Raw genomic sequence first — 23,032 nt, forward strand, 5'->3', positions numbered from 1 at the left:
GCGCTCACCCGGAGAATTTCCCTTGAACAGCAGCCCCGACCTCGACCCGGCCGAAACGCAGGAATGGCGCGACGCCCTGCGCTCGCTCATTGACACCCAGGGGCCGGCGCGCGCCCGCGCCGTGCTGGACGAGCTGGCCCGCCTGGCGCACGAACACCACGTGGGCTGGCAGCCCGAGCGCAACACGCCATATGTGAACACCATCGCGGTCGACGACCAGCCGCCGTTCCCGGGCGACCTGGCCATCGAGGAACGCCTGGCCTCGCTGATGCGCTGGAACGCCCTGGCCATGGTGGTGCGCGCCAACAAGGCCTATGGCGAACTGGGCGGCCACATCGCCAGCTACGCCAGCGCGGCCGACCTGTTCGAGGCCGGCTTCAACCACTTCTTCCACGCGCGGAGCCACGGCCATGGCGGCGACCTGGTGTTCTTCCAGCCCCACAGCGCGCCCGGCGTCTACGCCCGCGCGTTCCTCGAAGGCCGCCTGAGCGAGGCCGACCTGGCGCACTACCGGCAGGAAATCGTGGCGCCCGAACACGGCGCGCGCGGCCTCTCCAGCTACCCGCACCCCTGGCTGATGCCGGACTTCTGGCAGTTCCCCACCGGCTCCATGGGCCTGGGGCCGATCAGCTCGATCTACCACGCGCGCTTCATGCACTACCTGAGCGACCGGAACCTGCTCGACTGCGCCGGCCGCAAGGTCTGGGGCGTGTTCGGCGACGGCGAGATGGACGAGCCCGAGAGCATGAGCGCGCTCACCCTGGCCGCGCGCGAGCGGCTGGACAACCTGGTCTGGGTGGTCAACTGCAACCTGCAGCGGCTGGACGGCCCGGTGCGCGGCAACGGTCGCATCATCGACGAGCTCGAACGCCTGTTCGCCGGCGCCGGCTGGAACGTGATCAAGCTGGTCTGGGGCAGCGACTGGGATGGCCTGTTCGCCCGCGACCGCAGCGGCGCCCTGGTGCGCGCGCTCCAGGGCACGGTGGACGGCCAGATGCAGACCTTCGCGGCCAAGAACGGCCGCTTCAACCGAGAACACTTCTTCGGTCAGAACCCCGAGCTGGCCGCCCTGGCCCAGGGCATGACCGACGAGCAGATCGACCGCCTCAAACGGGGCGGACACGATCTCGTCAAGATTCACGCCGCCTACGCCGCCGCTGCCGCCCACAAGGGGCAACCGACGGTGATCCTGGCCCACACCAAAAAGGGCTATGGCATGGGACAAGCGGGGCAGGGCAAGATGACGACGCACAGCCAGAAAAAACTGGACGACGCCGACCTCATCGAGTTCCGCAACCGCTTCAACCTGCCGCTGACGGATGAGCAGGCCACAAGCCTCAGCTTCTACAAACCCGCGGCCGACAGCCCCGAGATGCAGTACCTGCACGCGCGCCGCGCCGCCCTGGGCGGCCCCCTGCCGCGCCGCGACACCGCCTGCGAGCCGGTGGCCGTGCCGCCGCTGGCGGGCTACGGCCAGTTCGCCCTCGCCGCCGGCGGCAAGGAGATGAGCACCACCATGGCCTTTGTGCGCATGCTGGGCAACCTGCTCAAGGACGCCGCGCTCGGCCCTCGCATCGTGCCCATCGTCGCCGACGAGGCGCGCACCTTCGGCATGGCCAACCTGTTCAAGCAGGTCGGCATCTACAGCAGCGTGGGCCAGCGCTACGCGCCGGAAGACATCGGCTCGGTGCTGAGCTACCGCGAGGCCAAGGACGGGCAGATCCTGGAAGAAGGCATCAGCGAGGCCGGCGCCATCGCCAGCTGGACGGCGGCGGCCACCAGCTACAGCGTGCACGGCCTGGCCATGCTGCCCTTCTATATCTACTACTCGATGTTCGGCTTCCAGCGCGTCGGCGACGCCATCTGGGCCGCCGCCGACCAGCGCGCCCGCGGCTTCCTGCTGGGCGCGACCTCGGGCCGCACCACGCTGGGCGGCGAAGGCCTGCAGCACCAGGACGGCAGCAGCCACCTGGTGGCCGCCACCATCCCCAACTGCAGGGCCTACGACCCGGCCTACGCGGGCGAACTGGCGGTCATCCTCGACCACGGCATGCGCGAGATGCTGGAGCGGCAGCAGGACGTCTTCTATTACGTCACGCTGATGAACGAGAACTACGCCCAGCCCGACCTGCCCGAGGGCGCGGCGGCCGGCGTGATCGCCGGGGCCTACCTGTTCGAGCGCCTGGGCCCGGCCAGCGGCCCCGGCGTCACGCTGATGGGCTCGGGCGCCATCCTGGGCGAGGTGCGGCAAGCCGCGCAGCAACTGGCCGCACAGGGTCTGGGCGTCGACGTGGTCAGCGTCACCAGCTGGAGCGAACTGGCGCGCGAAGGCGCCGCCGCAGGCGCAGCCGAGCCCTACATCGCGCGCCTGCTGGGCCAGACCCGCGGGCCCATCGTGGCCGCCTCCGACTACGTGCGCGCCGTGCCCGACAGCGTGCGCGCCTACCTGCCCGCCAGACGCGCCTGCGCCACCCTGGGCACCGATGGTTTCGGCCGCAGCGACACGCGCGCCGCGCTGCGGCGCTTCTTCGCGGTCGACGCTGCCAGCATCGTGGAGCGGGCGCTGGCCCTGAGCGCGGCGGCCTCCTGACGGCGGCGGTCGTTTTATTACCCGGGTAAAAATGAGCTATACTTTTACCCGGGTAATATTCGGACGCCGCTCACATGCCATTGCTTTCTCCACACTGGATCGCTTTTGAACACCACCGCCGGCTCGCCCGCGGCGAGCCGGCCGGCGTGATCGCCGCCGTGCAGCTGCACCTGGCGGCACAGCCCGAGGCGCTGCCGCTCGTGCTCGACGCCGTCTCCAGCGAACGCATCGAACTGGACTGGCAAACACCCGCCGCCCAGCTGCTGGCGCAGCTGCCGCCCACCCCGGCATCCGACGCCCCGGACGAAGCACCCGGCAGCGACGCGCCGCGCGGCCCCGGCCGACCCAAGCTGGGCGTGACCGCCCGCGAAGTGACCCTACTGCCGCGCCACTGGGACTGGCTCTCGCGCCAGCCCGGCGGCGCCTCGGTCGCGCTGCGCAAGCTGGTGCAGTCGGCCATGCGCGAAGGCGGCTCGGCACAGGCCCAGCGGCGCGCCACCGAGGCGGCCTACCGCTTCATGTCCATCGTGTGCGGCGACCTGCCGCAGTACGAAGAGGTCAGCCGCGCGCTGTTCGCGGGCGATCTGGCGCGGGTGGAGGCGCTGGCGGCGGACTGGCCGACCGATGTGACGGCCCACCTGCGCACGCTGCTGGCCCAGATTGACGCTGCGGGGGTGCGGAACTAAACTACTGACCAGTCAGTCATTAGAAGATGAATTCCGCACTCTCCCCCACCAAACGCGAACGCCGCAAGGAAGCCCGCCCGGGCGAACTGCTGGACGCCGCGCTCGCCCTGTTCGTTGAAAAAGGCTTCGCCGCCACCCGCGTCGAGGAGGTCGCCGCGCGCGCGGGCGTCTCCAAAGGCACCCTCTTCCTCTACTTTCCCAGCAAGGAAGAACTCTTCAAGGCCGTGGTGCGCGAAACCATCGCCGGCCGCTTCGGCGAGTGGAACGACGAGCTGGACGCCTTCCAGGGCGACAGCGCCGAACTGCTGCGCTACACCATGAACGCCTGGTGGGAACGCATCGGCATGACCGCCGCCTCGGGGATCACCAAGCTGGTGATGAGCGAGGCCGGCACCTTCCCCGAAATCGCCAGCTTCTACCAGCACGAGGTGATCGACCCCGGCCGGGCCCTGCTCAAGCGGGTGCTGCAGCGCGGCATCGACCGCGGCGACTTCCGGCCGATGGACCTGGACAGCGCGGTCTACAGCCTCATCGCACCCATGATCTTCCTGCTGATGTGGAAACACTCGATGGCGCCCTGCTGTCCGCCCGCCGACCGGCTGGACCCGCAGGCCTTCCTCGGCACGCAGGTCGGCCTGCTGCTGGATGGCATGCGCGTGCGCCCCTGAACACCAGACCTCTTCCGAGAACCCCCATGAACGCACCCGCTTCCCGTTCCGGCTGGATCAAATGGCTGCTGCTCGCCCTGCTCGTGATCGCCATCGCCCTGGGCGTGACCCGCGCCCTGGGCAAGCGCAAGGCGCAGAACGAGGCCGCCACGGCGGCCGCCGTCGCCGCGCAGAAGGCGCCGGTGTACGAACTGCCGCCGCAGGACGTGGCCACGGTCGAAGCGCTGGAGCTGGCGCAGTCGGTCGGCGTCTCGGGGTCGCTGCGGGCGCTGCAGACCGCCGCCATCAAGGCCCGCGTGGCGGGTGAGGTGCAGGGCATCACCAAGCGCGAGGGCGATGCCGTCCAGGCGGGCGAAGTGGTCGCGCGCATCGACAGCACCGAGGCCCAGGCCCGCGTGCGCCAGGCCGAGCAGCAGGCGAAATCGGCGCTGGCCCAGGTGGCGATCGCCAGGCGCGCGCAGGACAACAACCAGTCGCTGGTGCAGCAGGGTTTCATCTCGGCCACCGCGCTGGAGACCTCGACCAACAACCTCGCGGCCGCCGAGGCCAACCACCAGGCCGCCGTGGCGGCGCTGGACATCGCGCGCAAGGCGCTGGGCGACACCACGCTGCGCGCGCCGCTGTCGGGCCAGGTCTCGGCGCGGCTGGTGCAGAACGGCGAGCGCGTCGGCGTGGACGCCCGCATCCTGGAGGTGGTGGATCTCAGCGGCTTCGAGCTGGAAGCCGCGCTGGCCCCGGCCGACGCTGCGAGCGTGGCGGTGGGCCAGAAGGCGCGGCTCAAGATTGAAGGTCTGGACAAACCGGTGGACGCCACAGTGGCGCGCATCAACCCCAGCGTGCAGGCCGGCAGCCGCAGCGTGCTGGTCTACCTGCGCCTGCCCGCCGCAGCCGGCATGCGCCAGGGCCTGTTCGCACAGGGCGAGATCGTCACCGGCCAGATCCAGGCGCTGGCCGTGCCGCTCTCGGCGGTGCGCAACGACAAGCCCCAGCCCTACATCCAGGTGATCCAGAGCGGCAAGATCGCCCACGTGCCGGTCCCCCTGGGCCGACAGGGGCAGCACGGCGGTGAGGCCATGCTGGTGGTCGACGGCGTGACCGCCGCACCCGCGGGCACGCAGCTGCTGCGCGTGCAGGCCGGCCTGATCCGAGAGGGCACCGAGGTGAAGCTCGCGGCGCCCGCCGCCACGCCCCCGGTCACCGCCGCCACCAACTGAGCGCCGCACCATGTGGTTCACCCGCGTTTCGCTGCGCAACCCGGTCTTCGCGACCATGGTCATGCTGGCCCTGCTGGTGCTGGGGCTGTTCGCCTTCCAGCGCCTGAAGGTCGACCAGTTCCCCAACATCGACTTCCCGGTGGTCGTGGTCACCACCGAGTACCCCGGCGCCTCGCCCGAGATCGTCGAATCCGAGGTCACGAAGAAGGTTGAAGAAGCCGTCAACGCCATCGCCGGCGTCAACGCCCTCACCTCGCGCAGCTACGAAGGCCAGTCCGTCGTCATCATCGAGTTCCAGCTGCATATCGACGGCCGCAAGGCCGCCGACGACGTGCGCGAGAAGATCGCCATCCTCAAGCCGAGCTTCCGCACCGACGTGAAGGAACCGCGCGTGCTGCGCTTCGACCCCGCCAGCCGGGCGATCTGGTCGGTGGCGGTGCTCCCTGAAGCAGTCAACGGAAAGGCGCTCAGCGCGGTCGAGCTGACCACCTGGGCCGAGCAGACGCTCAAGAAGCGCCTCGAGAACGTGCGCGGCGTGGGTTCGGTCACCCTGGTGGGCGGCACCCGGCGCGCCGTCAACATCCACCTCGACCCGGCCGCGATGGAGGCGCTGGGCGTCACCGCCGACCAGGTCACTACGGCGGTGCGCAACGAGAACCAGGACCTGCCGGTGGGCACGCTCAAAACCAGCGAGCGCGACCGCGTGGTGCAGGTGCTCTCGCGCCTGAAGAACCCGCAGGACTTCGGCCAGATCATCGTGGCGCGGCGCGGCGGCAGCCCCGTGCACCTGTCGCAGGTCGCGCGCGTGAGCGACGGCACGCAGGAGGTCGAGAGCCTGGCGCTCTACAACGGCCAGCGCACCCTGCTGCTGCAGGTGCAGAAGGCGCAGGACGAGAACACCATCGCGGTCACCGATGGCCTGAAGGTCGCCGTCGAATCGCTCAAGGCCGAGCTGCCACCGGGCGTGAAGCTGGAGCCGATCGCCGACGGCTCGCGGCCGATCCGCGTCTCGGTCGAGAACGTGCGCCAGACGCTGATCGAGGGCGCGCTGCTCACCGTGCTGATCGTGTTCCTGTTCCTGAACTCGTGGCGCTCGACGGTGATCACCGGCCTGACGCTGCCGATCTCGGTGATCGGCACCTTCTTCTTCATGAACCTGCTCGGGTTCACCATCAACATGATCACGCTGATGGCGCTGACGCTGTCGGTGGGCCTGCTGATCGACGATGCCATCGTGGTGCGCGAGAACATCGTGCGCCACGTGCAGATGGGCAAGCGCCCGTTCGATGCGGCCATGGATGGCACGGCGGAAATCGGGCTGGCGGTGCTGGCCACCACGCTGTCCATCGTCGCGGTGTTCCTGCCCATCGGCTTCATGGGCGGCATCATCGGCAAGTTCTTCCACGAGTTCGGCATCACCATGGTCGCGGCCGTGCTGATCTCGATGTTCGTGAGTTTCACGCTCGACCCCATGCTGTCCTCGGTCTGGCACGACCCCGAGATCGAAAAGCACGGCCAGCACCGCGCGCCGGTGACGCTGTACGACAGGACCATCGGCCGCATCACCGGCTGGTTCGACCACATCCAGGACCGGCTGGCCGACATCTACCAGGGTGCGCTGCGCTGGTCGCTGGCGCACAAGCTGTCCACCATGGGGCTGGCGATCGCGGTGTTCGTCGGAAGCATCTTCATGCTGCCGCTGCTGGGCACCGAGTTCGTGCCCAAGGCCGACTTCTCCGAAACCTCGCTGTCCTTCCACACGCCAGTCGGCTCCTCGCTGCAGGCCACCGAGGCCAAGACGAAGCAGGTGGAAGCCGTCCTGCGCGAGTTCCCCGACGTGAAGTACACGCTCTCGACCATCAACACCGGCAACGCCCAGGGCACCATGTACGCCAGCGTCTACGTGAGGCTGGTCGACCGTCAGCTGCGCACCCTCAACGCCGACGCCATGGCCGCGAAGCTGCGCGACCGGCTGCGCACCGTGCCCGGCATCACCGTCACCCACGCGGGCCTGCTCGACCCGGTGGGCGGCAACAAGCAGATCGAGTTCTCTCTGCAGGGCGACGACCTGGCCGAGCTGGAGCGGCTGACCGCCCAGGTGACGGAGCGCGTGCGGCCCATCGTCGGCCTGGTCGATCTGGACGCCAGCATCAAGCCCAACAAGCCCACGGTGGACATCGTGATGCGGCGCGAGATCGCCTCTGACGCGGGCCTCAACAGCGCAGCCGTGGCCAGCAGCCTGCGCACCTTCGTGGCCGGGCAGACGGTGGGCAACTGGCGTGCCACCGACGGCGAGAGCTACGACGTGAACGTGCGCCTGGCGCCGGAGCAGCGCGCCCGCGCCGACGACCTGGAACAACTGCCCTTCGTGGTCGGCAACAACGCCGACGGCAGCGCGCGCGTGGTGCGGCTGGGCCAGATCGCCGAGGTGGTCGAGTCCACCGGTCCGAACCAGATCAACCGCCGCAACCTCAACCGCGAGGTCGCGATCAGCGCCAACGTCTACGGCCGTTCGGCCGGCGAGGTCTCGGGCGAGATCCGCCAGGTGCTCGACCAGATGAGCTTCCCGCCGGGTTACCGCTACGAGTTCGGCGGCTCGACCAAGAACATGCAGGAATCCTTTGCCTATGCGGTCTCGGCGCTGGCGCTGGCGATCATCTTCATCTACATGATCCTGGCCAGCCAGTTCCAGAGCTTTCTGCAGCCGCTGGCGCTGATGACCTCGCTGCCGCTGACCCTGATCGGCGTGGTGCTGGCGCTGCTGATGTTCGGCTCGACGATGAGCATGTTCTCGGTCATCGGCATCGTGCTGCTGATGGGCCTGGTGACCAAGAACGCCATCCTGCTGGTCGACTTCGCGATCCGGGCCAGGGAAGGTTTTGAAGGCCAACCGCCGCTGGACCGCGAGAACGCCCTGCTGCTGGCGGCCAAGGTGCGGCTGCGCCCGATCCTGATGACCACCCTGGCCATGGTGTTCGGCATGGTGCCGCTGGCCTTTGCGCTCAGCGAAGGCTCGGAGCAGCGCGCCCCCATGGGCCAGGCCGTGATCGGCGGTGTCATCACCTCTTCCATCCTGACCCTGGTCGTGGTGCCAGTCGTCTACTGCTACATGGACGATCTGGCAACCTGGGTGCGGCGCCGGCTGGGCTTCGCGCCCGCGGCGTCAGCGGCCCGATGAGCCCCGCTCGGTAAAATCGGAACAGATCGGCTAACATACCCACCGGAGTATCAAAAATGACCTCTTCGACGCCCCTGAGCCTCGACCGTGCCCGCTTCAATATGATCGAACAGCAAGTCCGCCCCTGGGAGGTGCTGGACCCGGCCGTGCTGGAGCTGCTCGACCGCGTCAGGCGCGACCAGTTCGTCTCGCGCGCGCAGAAGGCGCTGGCCTATGTCGACATGGAACTGCCCCTGGGCCACGGCGCCGACCAGGTCATGCTCGCCCCGCGTGTGCAGGCCCGCATGGTGCAGGACCTGGCACTGAAAGCCACCGACAAGGTGCTGGAGATCGGCACCGGCAGCGGGTACACCACCGCGCTGCTGGCCAGCCTGGCCCAGCGCGTGGTCTCGCTGGAAATCGACGACGCCATCGCCAGCGCCGCGCGCAAGAACCTGCAGCAGGCCGGCATCACCAACGCCGAGGTGCGGGTGGCCGACGCCGCAGCCAACGGCTTTGCCGCCTGCGCCGCCGAAGGCCCCTGGGACGCCATCCTGGTGGCCGGCTCGGTCGCCGAAGTGCCGGCCGGTCTCCTGGCCTTGCTGACCAAGGGTGGCCGTCTGATCGCCATCGTCGGCCACGAGCCGGTGATGCGTGCCACCGTCGTCACCCGCGTGGACGACGCAGGTTTCAGCACCCAGCAGCCCTGGGACACGATCGCGCCCCGCTTGCGGAACTTTGCCGAGCCCTCGCGCTTCTCTTTCTGAGCCGCGACGCCATGCAAGCCATCCACCCCGCCCAACTCGACGACTGGCTGCAGCACGCCAGCGCACAGAAACCCGGCGCACTGCCGGTGGTGCTGGACGTGCGCGAGCCCTGGGAGCTGCAGACCGCCTCGGTGCGGCCCGACGGCTTCGAGCTGGTGGCCATGCCGATGCGCAGCGTCCCCGCCCGCTACCTCGAACTCGAACGCGACCGCCCCATCGCCTGCCTGTGCCACCACGGCGCACGCAGCGCCCAGGTGGCGCACTTCCTGATCCAGAACGGCTTCACCGCCGTCGTCAACGTCCACGGCGGCATCGACGCCTGGTCCCAGCAACGCGATCCCGGGGTTCCCACCTACTGACCCCGCCGGCGCCCCGTTCCCAAGGAAACCCCATGACCGCTCCGTCTCTCGCCCCCCGCCGTTCTGCCCTGACCCGCCTGTCCTTCGCGGTCGCCCTCGCGCTGGGTGCGGCGGGCGCCCAGGCCCAGAGCCTGGTGGAGCTGTACGAGGCGGCACGGGGCTACGACACCACGCTGCAGTCGGCGCGCGCCCAGTACGACGCCAGTCTCGCCAAGGCCGACCAGGCGAAGGCCGGCCTGCGTCCGCAGGCGGGGCTGGGCGCTGGCGCCAACTGGACCAACAGCCGCAACGACGTGACGGACACGGGCCGCACCAGCAACTCGCAAAACGTCACCCTTTCGGCCAGCCAGCCGCTGTACCGCCCGGTCAACCGCTACAACGATGAGCAAGGCCAGCTCTCGGTGGAGATTGCCCGTGCCCAGCTGGAAGCGGCCGAACAGGACCTGATGGTGCGCACCGCCCAGGCCTACTTCGACGTGCTGGCCGCGCAGGACACGCTGACCTTCGTGCAGGCCCAGAAGACCGCCGTGGCCGAGCAGCTCGCCGCCGCCAAACGCAATTTCGAGGTCGGCACCTCCACCGTCACCGACTCGCGCGAAGCCCAGGCCCGCTACGACCTGGTGCTGGCCCAGGAGATCGCCGCCAGCAACGACCTGCTGGTCAAGAAGCTCGCCCTCGACCAGCTGGTGGGTCGCAGCGGTGCCAGCCCGAAGCCGCTGGCCGCCCCGGTGAACCTGCCCGCGGTGCAGCCCGCCAGCGCCGAGGCCTGGGTGGAACAGGCGCTGACGCAGCATCCCGCGGTGCGCCAGGCCGACAAGGCCTTCGAGATCGCCGAGGTCGAGGTGCAGAAGGCGCAGGCCGGGCACAAGCCCACGCTGGACCTGGTCGGCCAGTACCAGGTGGCGCGCGGCCCCAACTCGAACTTCCCGACCGCCGGCAACGTGCGCACCAACAACGCCAGCGTCGGCCTGCAGTTCAACCTGCCGCTGTACGCCGGCAACGCGATCGAGAACCGGGTCCGCGAAGCGCTCGCACTGGTCGAGAAGTCGCGCGCCGACCGCGAGACCGCGCTGCGCAACATCTCGCAGGCCATCCGCAGCGCCTACTTCGGCGTGGTCTCGGGCACCAGCCAGGTCAAGGCCCTGGAAGCGGCCGAGGCGTCCAGCCAGAGCGCGCTGGACGCGAACAAGCTGGGCTACCAGGTGGGCGTGCGCATCAACATCGACGTGCTCAACGCCCAGAGCCAGCTGTTCCAGACCAAGCGCGACCTGGCTGTGGCACGCTACAACGTGCTGGTGGGCCAGCTGCGCCTTAAGCAGGCCGGCGGCGTGCTCAAGGCCGACGACCTGCAGCCGGTCAACGCCTTGCTGAAGTGATCCCCCTGCTGGGATAAACTGCCGGGTCGGCCGCTGGGGACATACCGTCCGCGGCGGCAAGACAGAGCCAAAGGTGATTCATGCAAGCGGTCAATGTGCTGTGCATCAAGTGGGGCAAGAAGTACGGCCCCGAGTACGTCAACAAGCTGCACAGCATGGTCCGCCGCCACCTGCACCGGCCGTTCCGTTTTGTCTGCCTGACCGATGACGGCGCCGGCATCGACCCCGCCGTCGAGGTCAAATCCATCCCCATGGTCGGCTTCGAAGAGTTCGACCAGCGCAAGCCCTGGACCTTCGGACACGGCTGGCTCAAGCTGACCTCGTTCGCGAATCCGCTGTACGACCTGCAGGGCCGCACCCTGTTCCTCGACCTGGACATCGTCATCCTCGACAGCCTGGACCCGTTCTTCGAGCAGAAGGGCGAGTTCATCGTGATCAAGGAATGGGACAAGAAGGACGGTACGGGCAACACCTCGTGCTACCTCTACACCATCGGCGCGCACGCCGACGCGCTGGAGCACCTGAAGAACGATTACCCCGCCTCGATCGCGCCGGTGCGCAACGAGCAGGAGTTCATCACGCTGTATCTCGCGCGCCAGGGCAAGCTCAGCTACTGGCCCGAGGAGTGGTGCCGCAGCTTCAAGCGACACTGCCTGCAGCCGGGCATCATGGGCTGGTTCAAGCCGCCCACCATCCCCAAAGGTGCCCGCCTCATCGCCTTCCACGGCAAGCCCAACCCGCCCGACGCCATCGCCGGCGTCAGTGGCAAGTGGTACCGCCGTGTCCTGCCGACCCAGTGGGTCGCCGACCATTGGCGCTGAACAAGGCCAGCCTGGCCCAGCGCGGCTACCGGCTGCTGCTGCGTGGTCTGACGCTGCCCCTGCTGGGCTGGCTGTGGCTGCGCGGCCGCAAGGACGCCGGCTACCGTGAACGGCTGCGCGAGCGACTGGGCTTCATCCGCATCGAGCCCGCGTCCATGGGCGGCCTCTGGATTCACGCCGCGTCCGTGGGCGAGGTGCAGGCGGCGCGCCCGCTGATCGCGGCGTTGCGCGAAACCTGGCCCGACCATGCGATCACGGTCAGCACCCAGTCGCCCACGGGCGCACGCACGCTGCGCTCCCACTGGGGCGACGACATCCGCCACGTCTTCGCGCCCATCGATACACCCGGTGCCACGCGCCGCTTCCTGGACCGGCTGCAACCGTCCCTGCTGGTGCTGATCGAGCGCGAGATCTGGCCGGAGATGCTCTGGCAGTGCCGCCAGCGGCTCACGCCCGTGGCCCTGGTCAATGCCCGGCTGTCGGCCGATTCGGCCCAGTTCTACCAGCGCTGGCGCGCCCTGATGGCGCCCGTCTGGTCGCAGATGGCCGTGGTGGCTGCCGCCGACGCGCCCAGCGTGGAGCACTACGCGGCCCTGGGCGTGCCCGCCGACCGCCTGGTGCTCACCGGCAACCTCAAGTTCGACCAGCGCGACACGCCCGAGAGCCCGGACCGCCTGCCCTGGTTGGCGGGACGGCCCATCGTGGTCGCCGGCAGCACGCACGACGGCGAAGAAGCGGCCCTGCTGCTGGCCTGGCCCGAGCTGGCGCGCCAGCACCCCGGCGCGCTGCTGATCCTCGTGCCGCGTCACCCGGAGCGCTTCGACGAGGTGGCCGAACAGATCACCGCCAGCGGCCTGAGCTTCGTGCGGCGCAGCCGTGGCGAAACGCCGGCGGCCGGCACCGCGGTGCTGCTGGCCGACACCATGGGCGAACTGGGCACCTGGTACCTGCACGCCAGCGTGTGCTTCATCGGTGGCAGCCTGGTGCCCATCGGCGGTCACAACGCGCTGGAGGCCATGGCCTGTGCCCGGCCGGTGCTGTTCGGCCCGCACACCCACCACTTCCAGGAGCTGTACCAGGACGTCGAGGCCTGCGGCGCCGGCGAACGCGTCGACTCGGCCCGCCTGATGCTGCACACCGCCGCTCAGTGGATGCGCGACAAGGCCTTGTTGCAGCGCAAGGGCCAGCAGGCGCGCGATTTCGTGCTGCGCCAGCAGGGCAGCAGCCAGCGCAGCCTGCAGGCGCTGCGCCAGGTCTGGGCCCCCATGCGGCCCGAGCGCCTGGCACCGGCCCGGGCCTCGACGCCGGCCGGCCAGACCATCTGGTTCGACCCCACCCAGGTTGTCGAGGCTCTGCCGGCCCTGTTCACGCCGCCACCCGACGACAGCGCAGCGCTGGCGACGGGCAGCGGCCGTGGCCAGGCCCACCGCGTGGCGCTGGACCACGGCGAGGGCGTGCTGCGCCACTACCGGCGCGGTGGCCTGATGGCCCGGCTCAGCCCCGACCGCTACCTGGGCCGTTCGCCGCTGTCCAGCCGGGCCATGAACGAATTCACCCTGCTGCGCCGCCTGCGCGCCTGGGACCTCCCGGTGCCGGCGCCCGTGGCCGCGCGACAGGTGCGCGGCCTGATCGGCCACACCGCCGACATCGTGGTCGCGATGATCCCGCAGACCCGCAACGTGGCCCAGGCGCTGTCCGAAGGACCGTTACCGGCCACGGACTGGATCGCACACGGAAGCGCCATCCGCCAGTTGCACGACCGCCAGGTGTTCCACTCCGACCTGAACTGCCACAACCTGTTGCTGGACGCGCAGGGCCGCGCCTGGATCGTGGACTTCGACAAATGCGGCGTGCGACCGGGCGAGGCCTGGAAGCAGGAGAACCTGGAGCGCCTGCGCCGTTCGCTGCGCAAGGAACAGGGCCGGCGCCACCCGTTCCACTGGGACGAAGCCCGCTGGGACGACCTGCTGAAGGGCTACGCCGGCGAGGCCTGAACCGCCGATGATGGCGGGCGACGGCCCGCCGAGGCCATCAGCAGCGCGGTCATCAGGATGAAAAAGTGGCTCTCGGTCGACAGCCACAGCGAGCTGTGGGTCATGTTCGAGGTCAGCATGATGCTCACGAAGGCCAGCATCAGCGCCCGGTGTGTCGAACGGTAGCGCAACCCCTGCCGCACGATGGTGCCCATGAACCAGAGGATCAGCACGAAGCCGGGCAGCCCCTGCTCGAAATAGAACAGGATGAACTGGTTGTGCGGGTGCGGGCAGATGGCGTCGCAGAACTTCGGATCCTTGAAGTACGAACGCGCCAGCACCGGGTAGGACGCGGTTCCGGCGCCCATCAGCTTGGCGTTGTCAAAGTCGGTCTGGCGGACCATGAAGCGCCAGACCTCGATGCGCGCGCCGATCGAGGTCACGGTCCCCGCACTGTGGTTCTGCGCCTCCTGCCAGGCCAGGTTGGTGCGGTGCTGGAACTGCGGCGAGAGCGTGTAGGCCGACATCAGGGCCAGCGCGCCGGCCAGCACCACGCCCAGCAGCATCTGCGGGCGGCGCCAGAGCATCGCCAGCGAGAACACGACAGTGGCCAGCAACAGGCTGAGGTAACCGGTGCGGCCCTGCGTCAGCACCAGGATGCTCACTGCGGCCAGCCCGGCCACCAGCCAGCAGAGGACCTTCTTCCAGTTTGAAGTGGCCTTGATCGCCCAGTGCGCGCACAGGACGGTGAACAACGACATCATGATGCCCTGCGAGATGTGGTCCTTGAACACGGTGTGGTCGGCACCGAAGCCCTGGTTGTAGGTGCGCGACCAGGGCAGCTGGAACCACACGTTCAGCCAGGTGGACACCAGCGTGAACAGCAGCGCCAGACCGAACGCGGTCCAGCAGTGGGCCCGGTCTTCGCGGCGCGCCAGCAGGAAGATGAACACCGGCAGCAGCAGGAACTTCACGTATTTCTTGTAGTAGCCCCCGATCTCCGCCCAGCTGGCGGGCGACCAGAACGAGGCCAGGACGATCAGCAGCACCAGCGCCAGCGCCGGACGCACCACCGGGTTGGCCCAGGAACTGCGCAGGAACTCGCGCAAGTCGGTGCCGTCGAGGCTCAGCGCCCACAGCAGGACGACGATCAGCATCAGGCTGTTGGCCAGCGCCACCGACATCGGAAAGGCGCCGAACAGCAGCGCCAGGCTGTAGATGGCGGCCCTGCGGGCAAACGTTCGGAAACTCATTGCAGACTTGTCGTGGGAAGAAGTGCCGGTTCAGGAGGTCGGCAGCGGCTCAGCGCTTGACCATGGTGTCGCCGGGCACAGGCCGGTCGTAGCGGATGATGGCGTAGCGGAAGAAGCACTCCAGTGCCACCAGCAGGCAGAACAGGAAGCCTTCCGCGCCACACAGGAATCCGCGCCGGAAGATGTACAGACGGATGAAGTTGCTGGTGGCCGAGGCCAGGCCGCGCAGCACGCCACCGCGGCGCCCGGCCTGCACGCGGCGCACCGCGCCGAGCTGGGCGTACTGCGCCATCTTGAGCAGGCCGCCATAGACCGACTCGCGCGAGTGGTGCAGCAGGCGGGTGCGGAAGGTCCTGACCGGCGTGGCCGGGTCGCGCAGCACCGCGTGTTCGTGCACAACGCCCTCGTAGCGCAGCAGCTGGTCGGTGCGGAACAGGCGCCACACGCCACCTTCGGTCTTGGCCATGCGGTGCAGGGTGCGGCCGAAAGCCACCTGGTCCCAGTAGATCTTCCACACCGCGTTCTCACCGGAGGCCACCGCAGCCCTGATCTCGTCCTGCAGGCCGTGCGGAATCACCTCGTCGGCGTCCAGGAAGAAGATCCAGTCCGCCTTCACATGGGTCATGAGCCGGTTGCGCTGCTCGGCGAAACCGCGCCAGTCCGGATACAGGTGCACCTGGGCCCCCATCTCCTGGGCGATCTCACGCGTGCGGTCCTCGCTGCCGCTGTCAATCACCACCACCTGGTCGGCGAACGACGCACTCTGGATGCAGCGCGCGATGCGGTGCGCTTCGTTGAGCGTGAGGATGCCGATGCACAGCGTCGGCTTGCGATGTTCAGCCACGGGCCCTCCAGCCGATGAGCCCGCGCCAGCGGCCGAACATGCGGGCCAGCAGCTTGGGCGAAAACACGATGGCCCGCAGGGGCAGTCCCAGGGTGGTGGTCACCAGCAGCCATCGGCGCAGGCGCTGCGCCTCCTCGCGCGAGCGGTACTTGGTGGCGAACTGCAGCTTGGACTGCGCGTGGTGGAAGCCCCGTGCGTACTCGTGGCGCCAGGGCGACGCGCCGCGCACCGAGCCGCGCGAATGGTGGATGGCCAGCACCGCGGGCACGACGACGATGTTCTGTTTCGCGTTGAACAGGCGCAGGCACAGGTCGTCGTCCTCGTAGTAGAGGAAGAACTGCTCGTCGAAAAACCCGACCTCGCGGAACGAGGCCATGCGCAGCAGCATCGCCGCGCCACAGACGAAGCCCACGCAGGTGGGGCCGGAAGCGCCCGGACCGCGCGGTGCCCACCAGGTCTGGGGAAAGCGGTAGTTGATCTCGGGCTTGCCGGAGGCGCTGACCAGCTGCGGCGCCAGCACGGCGGCCTGGGGCATCGCGGCCGCGGTTGCGAGCAGGGCTTCCAGGCCCGGGCCGTCGATCTCGCAGTCCGGGTTCAGCAGGAAGGCGAACGGGGTCTGCACCCGGGCCAGCGCACGGTTGTTGGCCGCACCGAACCCCAGGTTGCGACCATGGTCGAGCACGATCGCGTGCGGCCAGAGACGGCGCGCCGAGGCGGCCGTGCCGTCGGCGCTGCCGTTGTCCGAGACGATGACGTTCGGGCACCGCGACAGGAGCGTGTTCAGGGCGGGCAGGCAGTGCGCGCTCTCGCGCGTGACCACGATGATGGTGACCGCCGCCAGGGCCCCGCCGCTCAGGCGCGCAGGGTCCGGGGACACGTCGTGACTGCTGGGCACCGGCGGGTCCTCAGTGCGCGCTCGCGCCCACCACCGCGTCGGGCTTGGCCTGGCGCAGCAGATCCAGCATGGTGTGTTCGATGCGGTGCAGGGCCTCGGCCGAATGGCCCTCGAAGCGCAGCACCAGCACGGGCGTTGTGTTGGAGGCACGGATCAGGCCAAAACCGTCGGGCCAGTCGACCCGCAGGCCGTCGATGGTCGAGACCTTGGCCGGCACCTCGAAGCGCGCCAGGGTCAGCAACTGTTCCACCACCGCGTGGGGTTCGCCTTCCGCGCAGGCCACGTTGAGCTCCGGCGTGCTGTGCGAGGTGGGCAGCGCGTTGAGCACCGCGTTGGCGTCGGGGCTTCGGCTGAGGATCTCCAGCAGGCGCGCACCGGCGTAGCTGCCGTCGTCGAAGCCGAACCAGCGCTCCTTGAAGAAAATGTGGCCGCTCATCTCGCCGCCCAGCGGGCTGTCCAGCTCCTTCATGCGCGCCTTGATCAGCGAGTGGCCGGTCTTGTAGATGTTGGCCACACCGCCGGCCGCCTCGATGGCCGGCGCCAGGCGCTGCGAGCACTTGACGTCAAAGATGATCTGGCCGCCCGGCACGCGCGACAGCACGTCCTGAGAGAACAGGATCATCTGGCGGTCGGGGAAGATGTTCTGACCGTCCTTGGTCACGATGCCCAGGCGGTCGCCATCGCCATCAAACGCCATGCCCAGCTCGGCATCGGTCTCTCGCAGCACGCGGATCACGTCCTGCAGGTTCTCAGGCTTGCTCGGGTCCGGGTGGTGGTTCGGAAACTCGCCATCGACCTCGCTGAACAGCTCGATCACCTCGCAGCCCAGCGCTCGGAACAACGCCGGGGCCGAGGCGCCAGCGACGCCGTTGCCGCAGTCGACCACGACCTTCATCGGGCGCGAGAGCTTCACGTCGCCGACGATGCGGTCGGTATAGGGTTTCAGCACATTGACATGCCGCACCCGACCGCCGTCCTGGCGCACATGGGTTTCGGTCTCCATCATCCGGCGCAGGGCCTGGATGTCCTCGCCATAGATCGCCCGGCCGCCCATGACCATCTTGAAGCCGTTGTAGTCTTTGGGATTGTGGCTGCCGGTGACCTGGATGCCGCTGCTGCACAGCGTGCTGGCCGCAAAGTACAGCATGGGGGTGGTCGCCATGCCGATGTCGATCACGTCGATGCCTGCGGCCACCAGGCCCCGGATCAGCGCCGCCGACAGGCCGGGGCCGCTGAGCCGCCCGTCGCGGCCCACGGCCACCGAGCGCTCGCCCTGCTGCAGGGCCACCGTGCCGAAGGCAAGCCCCAAAGCTTCCGCCACCGTCTCGTTGAGGGCGCCGGGAACGATGCCCCGGATGTCGTAGGCCTTGAAGATGGAGGCGGTCACTTGCATGGTCGTCGCTCGGGGGAACAAACCCGCGATTGTAGGTGGCCGGGCCATGCTTCCCGGCCCGGGACATGTCCGGAAATGGCCAGTCTCAACTCGGAATAACACCTACCATGCCAGCCATGAACCGCCCTGCCCCGCTCGACGCCGACGCCCTCTACCGGGCGCTGGGCGCGCGCGACGCCCGTTTTGACGGGCGCTTCTTCACCGGCGTCACCTCCACCGGCATCTACTGCCGCCCGATCTGCCGGGTCCGCACCCCCAAGCGAGACAACTGCCAGTTCTTTGAACACGCCGCCCAGGCCGAACAGGCCGGCTTCCGCCCCTGCCTGCGCTGCCGGCCGGAGCTGGCGCCGCGCGACCGCCACTGGTCGACCGAGGACGCCGGGGACATCCTGATCCGCCAGGCCACCGCCCTGCTCGACACGCCGGAGACCTGGAACACAGGCGCGAATGAACCACCGCTGGAGCAGCTGGCGGCTCGGCTGGGAGTGAGCGGACGTCACATCCGCCGCCTGTTCGAAAACCGACTGGGCGTCTCGCCCCTGCAGTACCTGCAGACGCGGCGCCTGCTCGCCGCCAAACAGATGCTGGCCGACACCGACCTGCCGGTGGCCCAGGTGGCCCTTGCCGCCGGATTCAGCAGCCTGCGCCGCTTCAACGACGCGTTCGTGGGCCGCTACGGCCTCAATCCGACCCAGTTGCGGCGCAGCCGGTCCACCGACTCGCCCAACGCCCCGCGGGCGCCGGCCGAGGTGCGACTCTCCTGGCGGCCGCCCTACCGGGTGCAGGACGTGCTGCGCTTCTTCGCCGACCGTGCCCTGCCGGGACTCGAGGCAGTCGACACGGTGCAAGAGAACCTGGTGCGAACGCTGCGCCTCTCGGTGCGCGGCACGGTTGCGTGCGGCTGGATGCTCATCCGATTCCTTCCGGACGAGCACCGCATCGGTCTGCGGGTCAGCGAGGGCCTGCTGCCGGCACTGCCCGCGGTCATCGACCGAGTGCGCGCGGCCCTGGACCTGGACGCCGACCCGCTGGCCATCGACAGCGTGCTGCACCCTGATTTCCCCCACAGCGACGGCATGCGCGTGCCCGGCACCTTCGACGGCTTCGAACTGGCGGTGAGGGCTGTGCTGGGTCAGCAGGTGACGGTGGCTGCGGCACGCACCCTGTGTGGCCGCCTGGTGGACCGGCTGGGCACACCGTTGACCGACGGTCCACCGGGTCTGCAGCGCCTGTTCCCCACGCCCGAGGCGCTCGCCGAGGTCGAAGGGCAGGTGCTGGGCGAGATCGGGATCGTGCGCCAGCGCCAGCAGGCGATCCTAGCGCTGGCGCGCGCAGTGGCGGACGGCCACCTGGTGCTCGACGGTCGTGCCGACCCGGCATCGACCCTGAAGAGCCTCGAGGCCCTGCCCGGCATCGGCCCCTGGACAGCCCAATACATCGCAATGCGGGCCCTGCGTTGGCCCGACGCCTGGCCCAGCGGCGACGTCGTGCTCCTGCAGGCGCTGGGTCTGCGGGGCCTGCCCGCCGCCGCGGCACGCCGGGAAGCCGATCGCATCGCCCGGCGCTGGCAGCCCTGGCGCAGCTACGCCGTGATACGCGCCTGGGCCACACCCCCAATGTTTCCACGCTCCTGAGGAGATCCCCGATGAACACCGCCCCTCACCACCGTGTCCAGACCATCGTGGGCAGCCCGCTGGGCGATCTGCGTCTGGTAGCCAGCACCAACGGACTGGCCGGCCTCTGGTTCGTGCAGCGGCAACGCCACGAGCCACCCGTGGAGCGCCTGGCTGCCTGGCCCACCGTGGCGTCGCACCCGGTTTTCGAAGCGGCTTCGCGGCAACTGGACGAGTACTTTCACGGGCGCCGCCAGCACTTCGACCTGCCACTGGATCTGGGGCAAGGCACAGCGTTCCAGCGCGCCGTCTGGCAAGCCCTGCTGGCGATCCCGGCCGGCGCCACCACGAGTTACGGCGCTCTGGCCTCCGGCCTGGGCAAGCCCCAGGCGGTGCGCGCGGTGGGCGCTGCTGTCGGTCGCAATCCACTGAGCATCGTGGTGCCCTGCCACCGGGTGGTTGGCGGCAACGGTTCACTGACGGGGTACGCCGGCGGTCTGGACCGCAAGCAGGCTCTGCTGCAGCTCGAGGGCGCATTGATCGACAAACCGCATCAATGACCAGAGCGAACATCATCAACGCTTCAGCCCGCCGCACGGCCTTTGCCTGCACACTGAATCCATGTCGCCCACACTCGCTCTCGAATTTTTCCTGCTCGCCGCCCTCTGGGGCTCGTCTTTTCTCTTCATGAGACTGGGGGCGGCAGAGTTCGGCGCCCTGCCCACGGCAGGCATGCGGGTGGCGCTGGCGGCGCTGTTCCTGCTGCCGGTGTTTCTGCTCAAAGGCGTCTGGGCCGACTTCCGCCAGCGCGCCCGGCTCATCCTCTTTGTGGGCCTGCTCAACTCGGGCATCCCGTTCGCCCTGTTCGCGTATGCGGTCATGCACATCAGCACCGGCCTGACCTCGATCCTGAACGCCACGGTGCCGCTGACGGGGGCCCTGGTGGCCTGGGCATGGCTCAAGGACCGGCCCGATGCCTGGCGCGCCACCGGCCTGGCCATCGGCTTTGTGGGCGTCTGCCTGCTGGTGATCGGCAAGTCGGGTTTCAGCCTGGCACCGGGAGCCGCCTCCGCTGGACAAGCCCTGTTGGCCATGCTGGCCTGTCTCGTGGCCACGTTCTGCTACGGGCTGGCGGCCAGCTTCACCAAACGCCACCTCACCGGCGTCCACCCGCTGGCCACCGCTTCGGGTAGCCAGATCGGCGCTGCCCTGGGGCTGGCCCTGCCCACGCTGTGGCTGTGGCCTGACCAGCCAGTCAGCACCGGCGCCTGGGGCGCGCTGGTCGCCGTGGCCCTGCTGTGTACATCGCTCGCTTACGTCCTGTTCTTTCGCATCATTGCCCAGGCAGGCCCCAGCAAGGCGCTCACCGTGACCTTCCTGGTACCCGTGTTCGCGCTGATCTACGGGCGCATCTTTCTCGACGAAGCCATCACCCCGTGGATGATCGGCTGCGGCCTCGTCATCATGGCGGGCACGGCCCTGTCGACGGGCCTGGTGAGGCGACGCCCACAGGTCGGCAGCGCATAAAAGCAGACACGCCGGCGTGCGTGTTGCGGAAATGAAAAAGCCGTTCAGACCAGAGATCTGAACGGCTTATCAAAACTGGCGGAGTGGACGGGGCTCGAACCCGCGACCCCCGGCGTGACAGGCCGGTATTCTAACCAACTGAACTACCACTCCGCAGTGGTGCAGCTTCTGCCTTCTGCTCTCGCATCAGGCCAAGTGCCACAAACTTGGCGACCCTACGGGGATTCGAACCCCGGTACTCACCGTGAAAGGGTGATGTCCTAGGCCTCTAGACGATAGGGTCAAAACCTAAGAACCGAACTGTGCATTGTAGCAAAACCACGCTGCCCAATTCTTCAATTTTTGGTGGAGGTAAGCGGGATCGAACCGCTGACCTCTTGCATGCCATGCAAGCGCTCTCCCAGCTGAGCTATACCCCCACGAAATCCATTTCTGGGATGCCGACCCTGCTTTGTTGCGAGCAACTCAGTGTGAATCAGCAAGACTCAAATTATAGACCATTTTTCAGGCTTTCTGCAACCTCGTCAAAACTGTTTGTCGATTTTGCAGTTCCAGCACCGCATCAAGCGACGGTGTCTGTGCTGTGCCCATCACGAGCACGCGCACCGGCATGGCCAGTTGCGGCATCTTCAGACCATGCGCCGTGATGGTCTCCTTGATCGCTGCTGAAAGGCTGGCCTTGTCCCAGGCACAGTCGACCAGTTTGCTGGCCAGGGTCTGCAGCGCGGGACGGACGACGTCGGTGATGTGTTGCGTGCGCTCGGCGTCTGACGGTGTCACGTCGGTGTAGAAGGCCGCTGCCCAGTCGGCCAGCGCCACGGTGGTGTCGCAGCGGTCCTTGAAAAGACCACAGATGCGCGGCAGGCGCTCGTCGGCGGCGATGCCACGCTTGGCCAGTTGCTCAGCCACCAGCACCGACAGTGCAGCGTCGTCCATGGCCTTGAGGTGTTGCGCGTTGACCCAGCGCAGCTTGGCTTCGTCGAAGCGGCCTGCGCTGCTGCCCAGATGGTCGAGGTTGAACCACTGCAGGAACTGCTCGCGGCTGAAGATCTCGTCATCACCGTGGCTCCAGCCCAGGCGGGCGAGGTAGTTCACCATCGCGTCGGGCAGGTAGCCTTCGTCGCGGTACTGCGTCACCGGCTTGGCGCCATTGCGCTTGCTCATCTTCTCGCCCTGCTCGTTGAGCACGGTGGGCAGATGGGCGTAGACCGGCGGTTCCTTGCCCAGGGCACGGAAGATGTTGATCTGGCGCGGCGTGTTGTTGACATGGTCGTCGCCACGGATCACGTGCGTGATGGCCATGTCGATATCGTCCACCACCACGCAGAAGTTGTAGGTGGGCGTGCCATCGGGGCGCGCGATCACCAGATCATCGAGTTCGTCGTTGCTGAACTCGACACGGCCTTTGACCTTGTCCTCCCAGACCACCGACCCGCCCTGCGGGTTCCTGAAGCGCAGCACAGGCTTCACACCTTCCGGGATGGGCGGCAGGGTCTTGCCAGGCTCCGGGCGCCAGGTGCCGTCGTAGCGCGGCTTCTCCTTGTTGGCCATCTGGCGCTCGCGCAGCGCATCCAGCTCTGCCACGCTCATGTAGCAGGGGTAGACAAGCCCTTTTTCAACCATCTCGGCCAGCACCGCCTTGTAGCGGTCCATGCGCTGCATCTGGTAGAACGGCCCTTCGTCGTGGTCCAGGCCCAGCCACTTCATGCCTTCGATGATCACGTCCACCGCGGCCTGGCTAGAGCGCTCCAGATCGGTGTCTTCGATGCGCAGGATGAAGGTGCCGCCGGTGGCGCGGGCAAAGGCCCACGGGTACAGCGCCGAGCGGATGTTGCCCAGGTGGATGAAGCCGGTGGGCGATGGTGCGAAGCGGGTGCGAACGGTCATGTGAGGGAA

The 23,032-nt window shown here is 68.5% G+C and carries 18 protein-coding genes and 3 tRNA genes; 13 read left to right on the top strand and 8 right to left on the bottom strand.

Annotated elements, in window-relative coordinates:
- The first annotated feature begins 22 nt into the window (after nt 1-22).
- The 10 genes from mdeB to HPF_RS18275 all read left to right on the top strand — a co-directional run bounded on the left by mdeB (nt 23) and on the right by HPF_RS18275 (nt 13,632).
- On the top strand, nt 23-2,590 hold the full coding sequence (gene mdeB, locus HPF_RS18230) for an alpha-ketoglutarate dehydrogenase (protein ID WP_133157437.1): 2,568 nt from the start codon (nt 23-25) through the stop codon (nt 2,588-2,590).
- 74 nt (nt 2,591-2,664) lie between these two features.
- Nucleotides 2,665-3,276: a DUF2239 family protein gene (locus HPF_RS18235; protein ID WP_133157438.1), complete on the top strand. Its 612-nt coding sequence runs from the start codon at nt 2,665-2,667 to the stop codon at nt 3,274-3,276.
- A 26-nt stretch (nt 3,277-3,302) separates the two neighbouring features.
- Complete coding sequence (locus HPF_RS18240; RefSeq protein ID WP_066158054.1) at nt 3,303-3,944, top strand: TetR/AcrR family transcriptional regulator; 642 nt, start codon at nt 3,303-3,305, stop codon at nt 3,942-3,944.
- Nucleotides 3,945-3,970: 26 nt separating this feature from the next.
- A complete protein-coding gene (locus HPF_RS18245) occupies nt 3,971-5,158 on the top strand; it encodes an efflux RND transporter periplasmic adaptor subunit (RefSeq protein WP_133157439.1) in 1,188 nt (395 codons plus the stop codon).
- 10 nt (nt 5,159-5,168) lie between these two features.
- Nucleotides 5,169-8,336, top strand: a complete 3,168-nt coding sequence (locus HPF_RS18250) for an efflux RND transporter permease subunit (RefSeq protein ID WP_133157440.1) — start codon at nt 5,169-5,171, stop codon at nt 8,334-8,336.
- 56 nt (nt 8,337-8,392) lie between these two features.
- Nucleotides 8,393-9,082 (top strand): protein-L-isoaspartate O-methyltransferase family protein, encoded by a 690-nt coding sequence (locus HPF_RS18255; RefSeq protein WP_133157441.1) that lies wholly within the window; start codon nt 8,393-8,395, stop codon nt 9,080-9,082.
- 11 nt (nt 9,083-9,093) lie between these two features.
- Nucleotides 9,094-9,441: a rhodanese-like domain-containing protein gene (locus HPF_RS18260; protein ID WP_066158042.1), complete on the top strand. Its 348-nt coding sequence runs from the start codon at nt 9,094-9,096 to the stop codon at nt 9,439-9,441.
- Between the two features lie 32 nt (nt 9,442-9,473).
- Nucleotides 9,474-10,817: a TolC family outer membrane protein gene (locus HPF_RS18265; RefSeq protein WP_133157442.1), complete on the top strand. Its 1,344-nt coding sequence runs from the start codon at nt 9,474-9,476 to the stop codon at nt 10,815-10,817.
- Nucleotides 10,818-10,897: 80 nt separating this feature from the next.
- Nucleotides 10,898-11,638, top strand: a complete 741-nt coding sequence (locus HPF_RS18270; protein ID WP_066158037.1) for a glycosyltransferase — start codon at nt 10,898-10,900, stop codon at nt 11,636-11,638.
- Nucleotides 11,629-13,632, top strand: a complete 2,004-nt coding sequence (locus HPF_RS18275) for a 3-deoxy-D-manno-octulosonic acid kinase (RefSeq protein WP_133157443.1) — start codon at nt 11,629-11,631, stop codon at nt 13,630-13,632. The genes HPF_RS18270 and HPF_RS18275 overlap by 10 nt, the downstream gene beginning before the upstream one ends.
- Here HPF_RS18275 and HPF_RS18280 read toward each other — a convergent pair.
- The 4 genes from HPF_RS18280 to HPF_RS18295 are packed head-to-tail and all read right to left on the bottom strand — an operon-like array spanning nt 13,614 to nt 17,996.
- Nucleotides 13,614-14,864 (bottom strand): O-antigen ligase family protein, encoded by a 1,251-nt coding sequence (locus HPF_RS18280; RefSeq protein WP_066158031.1) that lies wholly within the window; start codon nt 14,862-14,864, stop codon nt 13,614-13,616. The two genes, HPF_RS18275 and HPF_RS18280, sit on opposite strands and share 19 nt — an antisense overlap.
- 49 nt (nt 14,865-14,913) lie before the next feature.
- Nucleotides 14,914-15,708 (bottom strand): glycosyltransferase family 2 protein, encoded by a 795-nt coding sequence (locus HPF_RS18285; RefSeq protein WP_133157444.1) that lies wholly within the window; start codon nt 15,706-15,708, stop codon nt 14,914-14,916.
- Nucleotides 15,701-16,585, bottom strand: coding sequence for a glycosyltransferase family 2 protein (locus tag HPF_RS18290; protein ID WP_243721615.1), 885 nt, complete (start codon nt 16,583-16,585; stop codon nt 15,701-15,703). The genes HPF_RS18285 and HPF_RS18290 overlap by 8 nt, the downstream gene beginning before the upstream one ends.
- 28 nt (nt 16,586-16,613) lie before the next feature.
- Entirely contained in the window at nt 16,614-17,996 is a 1,383-nt protein-coding gene (locus HPF_RS18295; RefSeq protein WP_066158027.1) for a phosphomannomutase/phosphoglucomutase, read from the bottom strand.
- 107 nt (nt 17,997-18,103) lie between these two features.
- On the opposite strand from HPF_RS18295, the gene HPF_RS18300 reads away from it, so the two are divergent.
- From HPF_RS18300 to HPF_RS18310, 3 genes are all read left to right on the top strand, one after another.
- A complete protein-coding gene (locus HPF_RS18300; protein WP_133157445.1) occupies nt 18,104-19,630 on the top strand; it encodes a DNA-3-methyladenine glycosylase 2 family protein in 1,527 nt (508 codons plus the stop codon).
- Between the two features lie 11 nt (nt 19,631-19,641).
- A complete protein-coding gene (locus HPF_RS18305; protein ID WP_133157446.1) occupies nt 19,642-20,169 on the top strand; it encodes a methylated-DNA--[protein]-cysteine S-methyltransferase in 528 nt (175 codons plus the stop codon).
- A 61-nt stretch (nt 20,170-20,230) separates the two neighbouring features.
- Nucleotides 20,231-21,136: a DMT family transporter gene (locus HPF_RS18310; RefSeq protein WP_066158020.1), complete on the top strand. Its 906-nt coding sequence runs from the start codon at nt 20,231-20,233 to the stop codon at nt 21,134-21,136.
- Between the two features lie 76 nt (nt 21,137-21,212).
- Here HPF_RS18310 and HPF_RS18315 read toward each other — a convergent pair.
- The 4 genes from HPF_RS18315 to gltX all read right to left on the bottom strand — a co-directional run bounded on the left by HPF_RS18315 (nt 21,213) and on the right by gltX (nt 23,023).
- A tRNA-Asp gene (locus tag HPF_RS18315) sits at nt 21,213-21,289 on the bottom strand.
- A 54-nt stretch (nt 21,290-21,343) separates the two neighbouring features.
- Nucleotides 21,344-21,419: transfer RNA gene (locus HPF_RS18320), tRNA-Glu, on the bottom strand.
- 60 nt (nt 21,420-21,479) lie between these two features.
- Nucleotides 21,480-21,555: transfer RNA gene (locus tag HPF_RS18325), tRNA-Ala, on the bottom strand.
- A gap of 85 nt (nt 21,556-21,640) precedes the next feature.
- A complete protein-coding gene (gene gltX, locus HPF_RS18330; protein ID WP_066158017.1) occupies nt 21,641-23,023 on the bottom strand; it encodes a glutamate--tRNA ligase in 1,383 nt (460 codons plus the stop codon).
- Nucleotides 23,024-23,032 lie beyond the last annotated feature (9 nt).

The sequence above is a fragment of the Hydrogenophaga pseudoflava genome, assembly GCF_004353865.1.
Lineage (GTDB): Bacteria > Pseudomonadota > Gammaproteobacteria > Burkholderiales > Burkholderiaceae_C > Hydrogenophaga > Hydrogenophaga pseudoflava.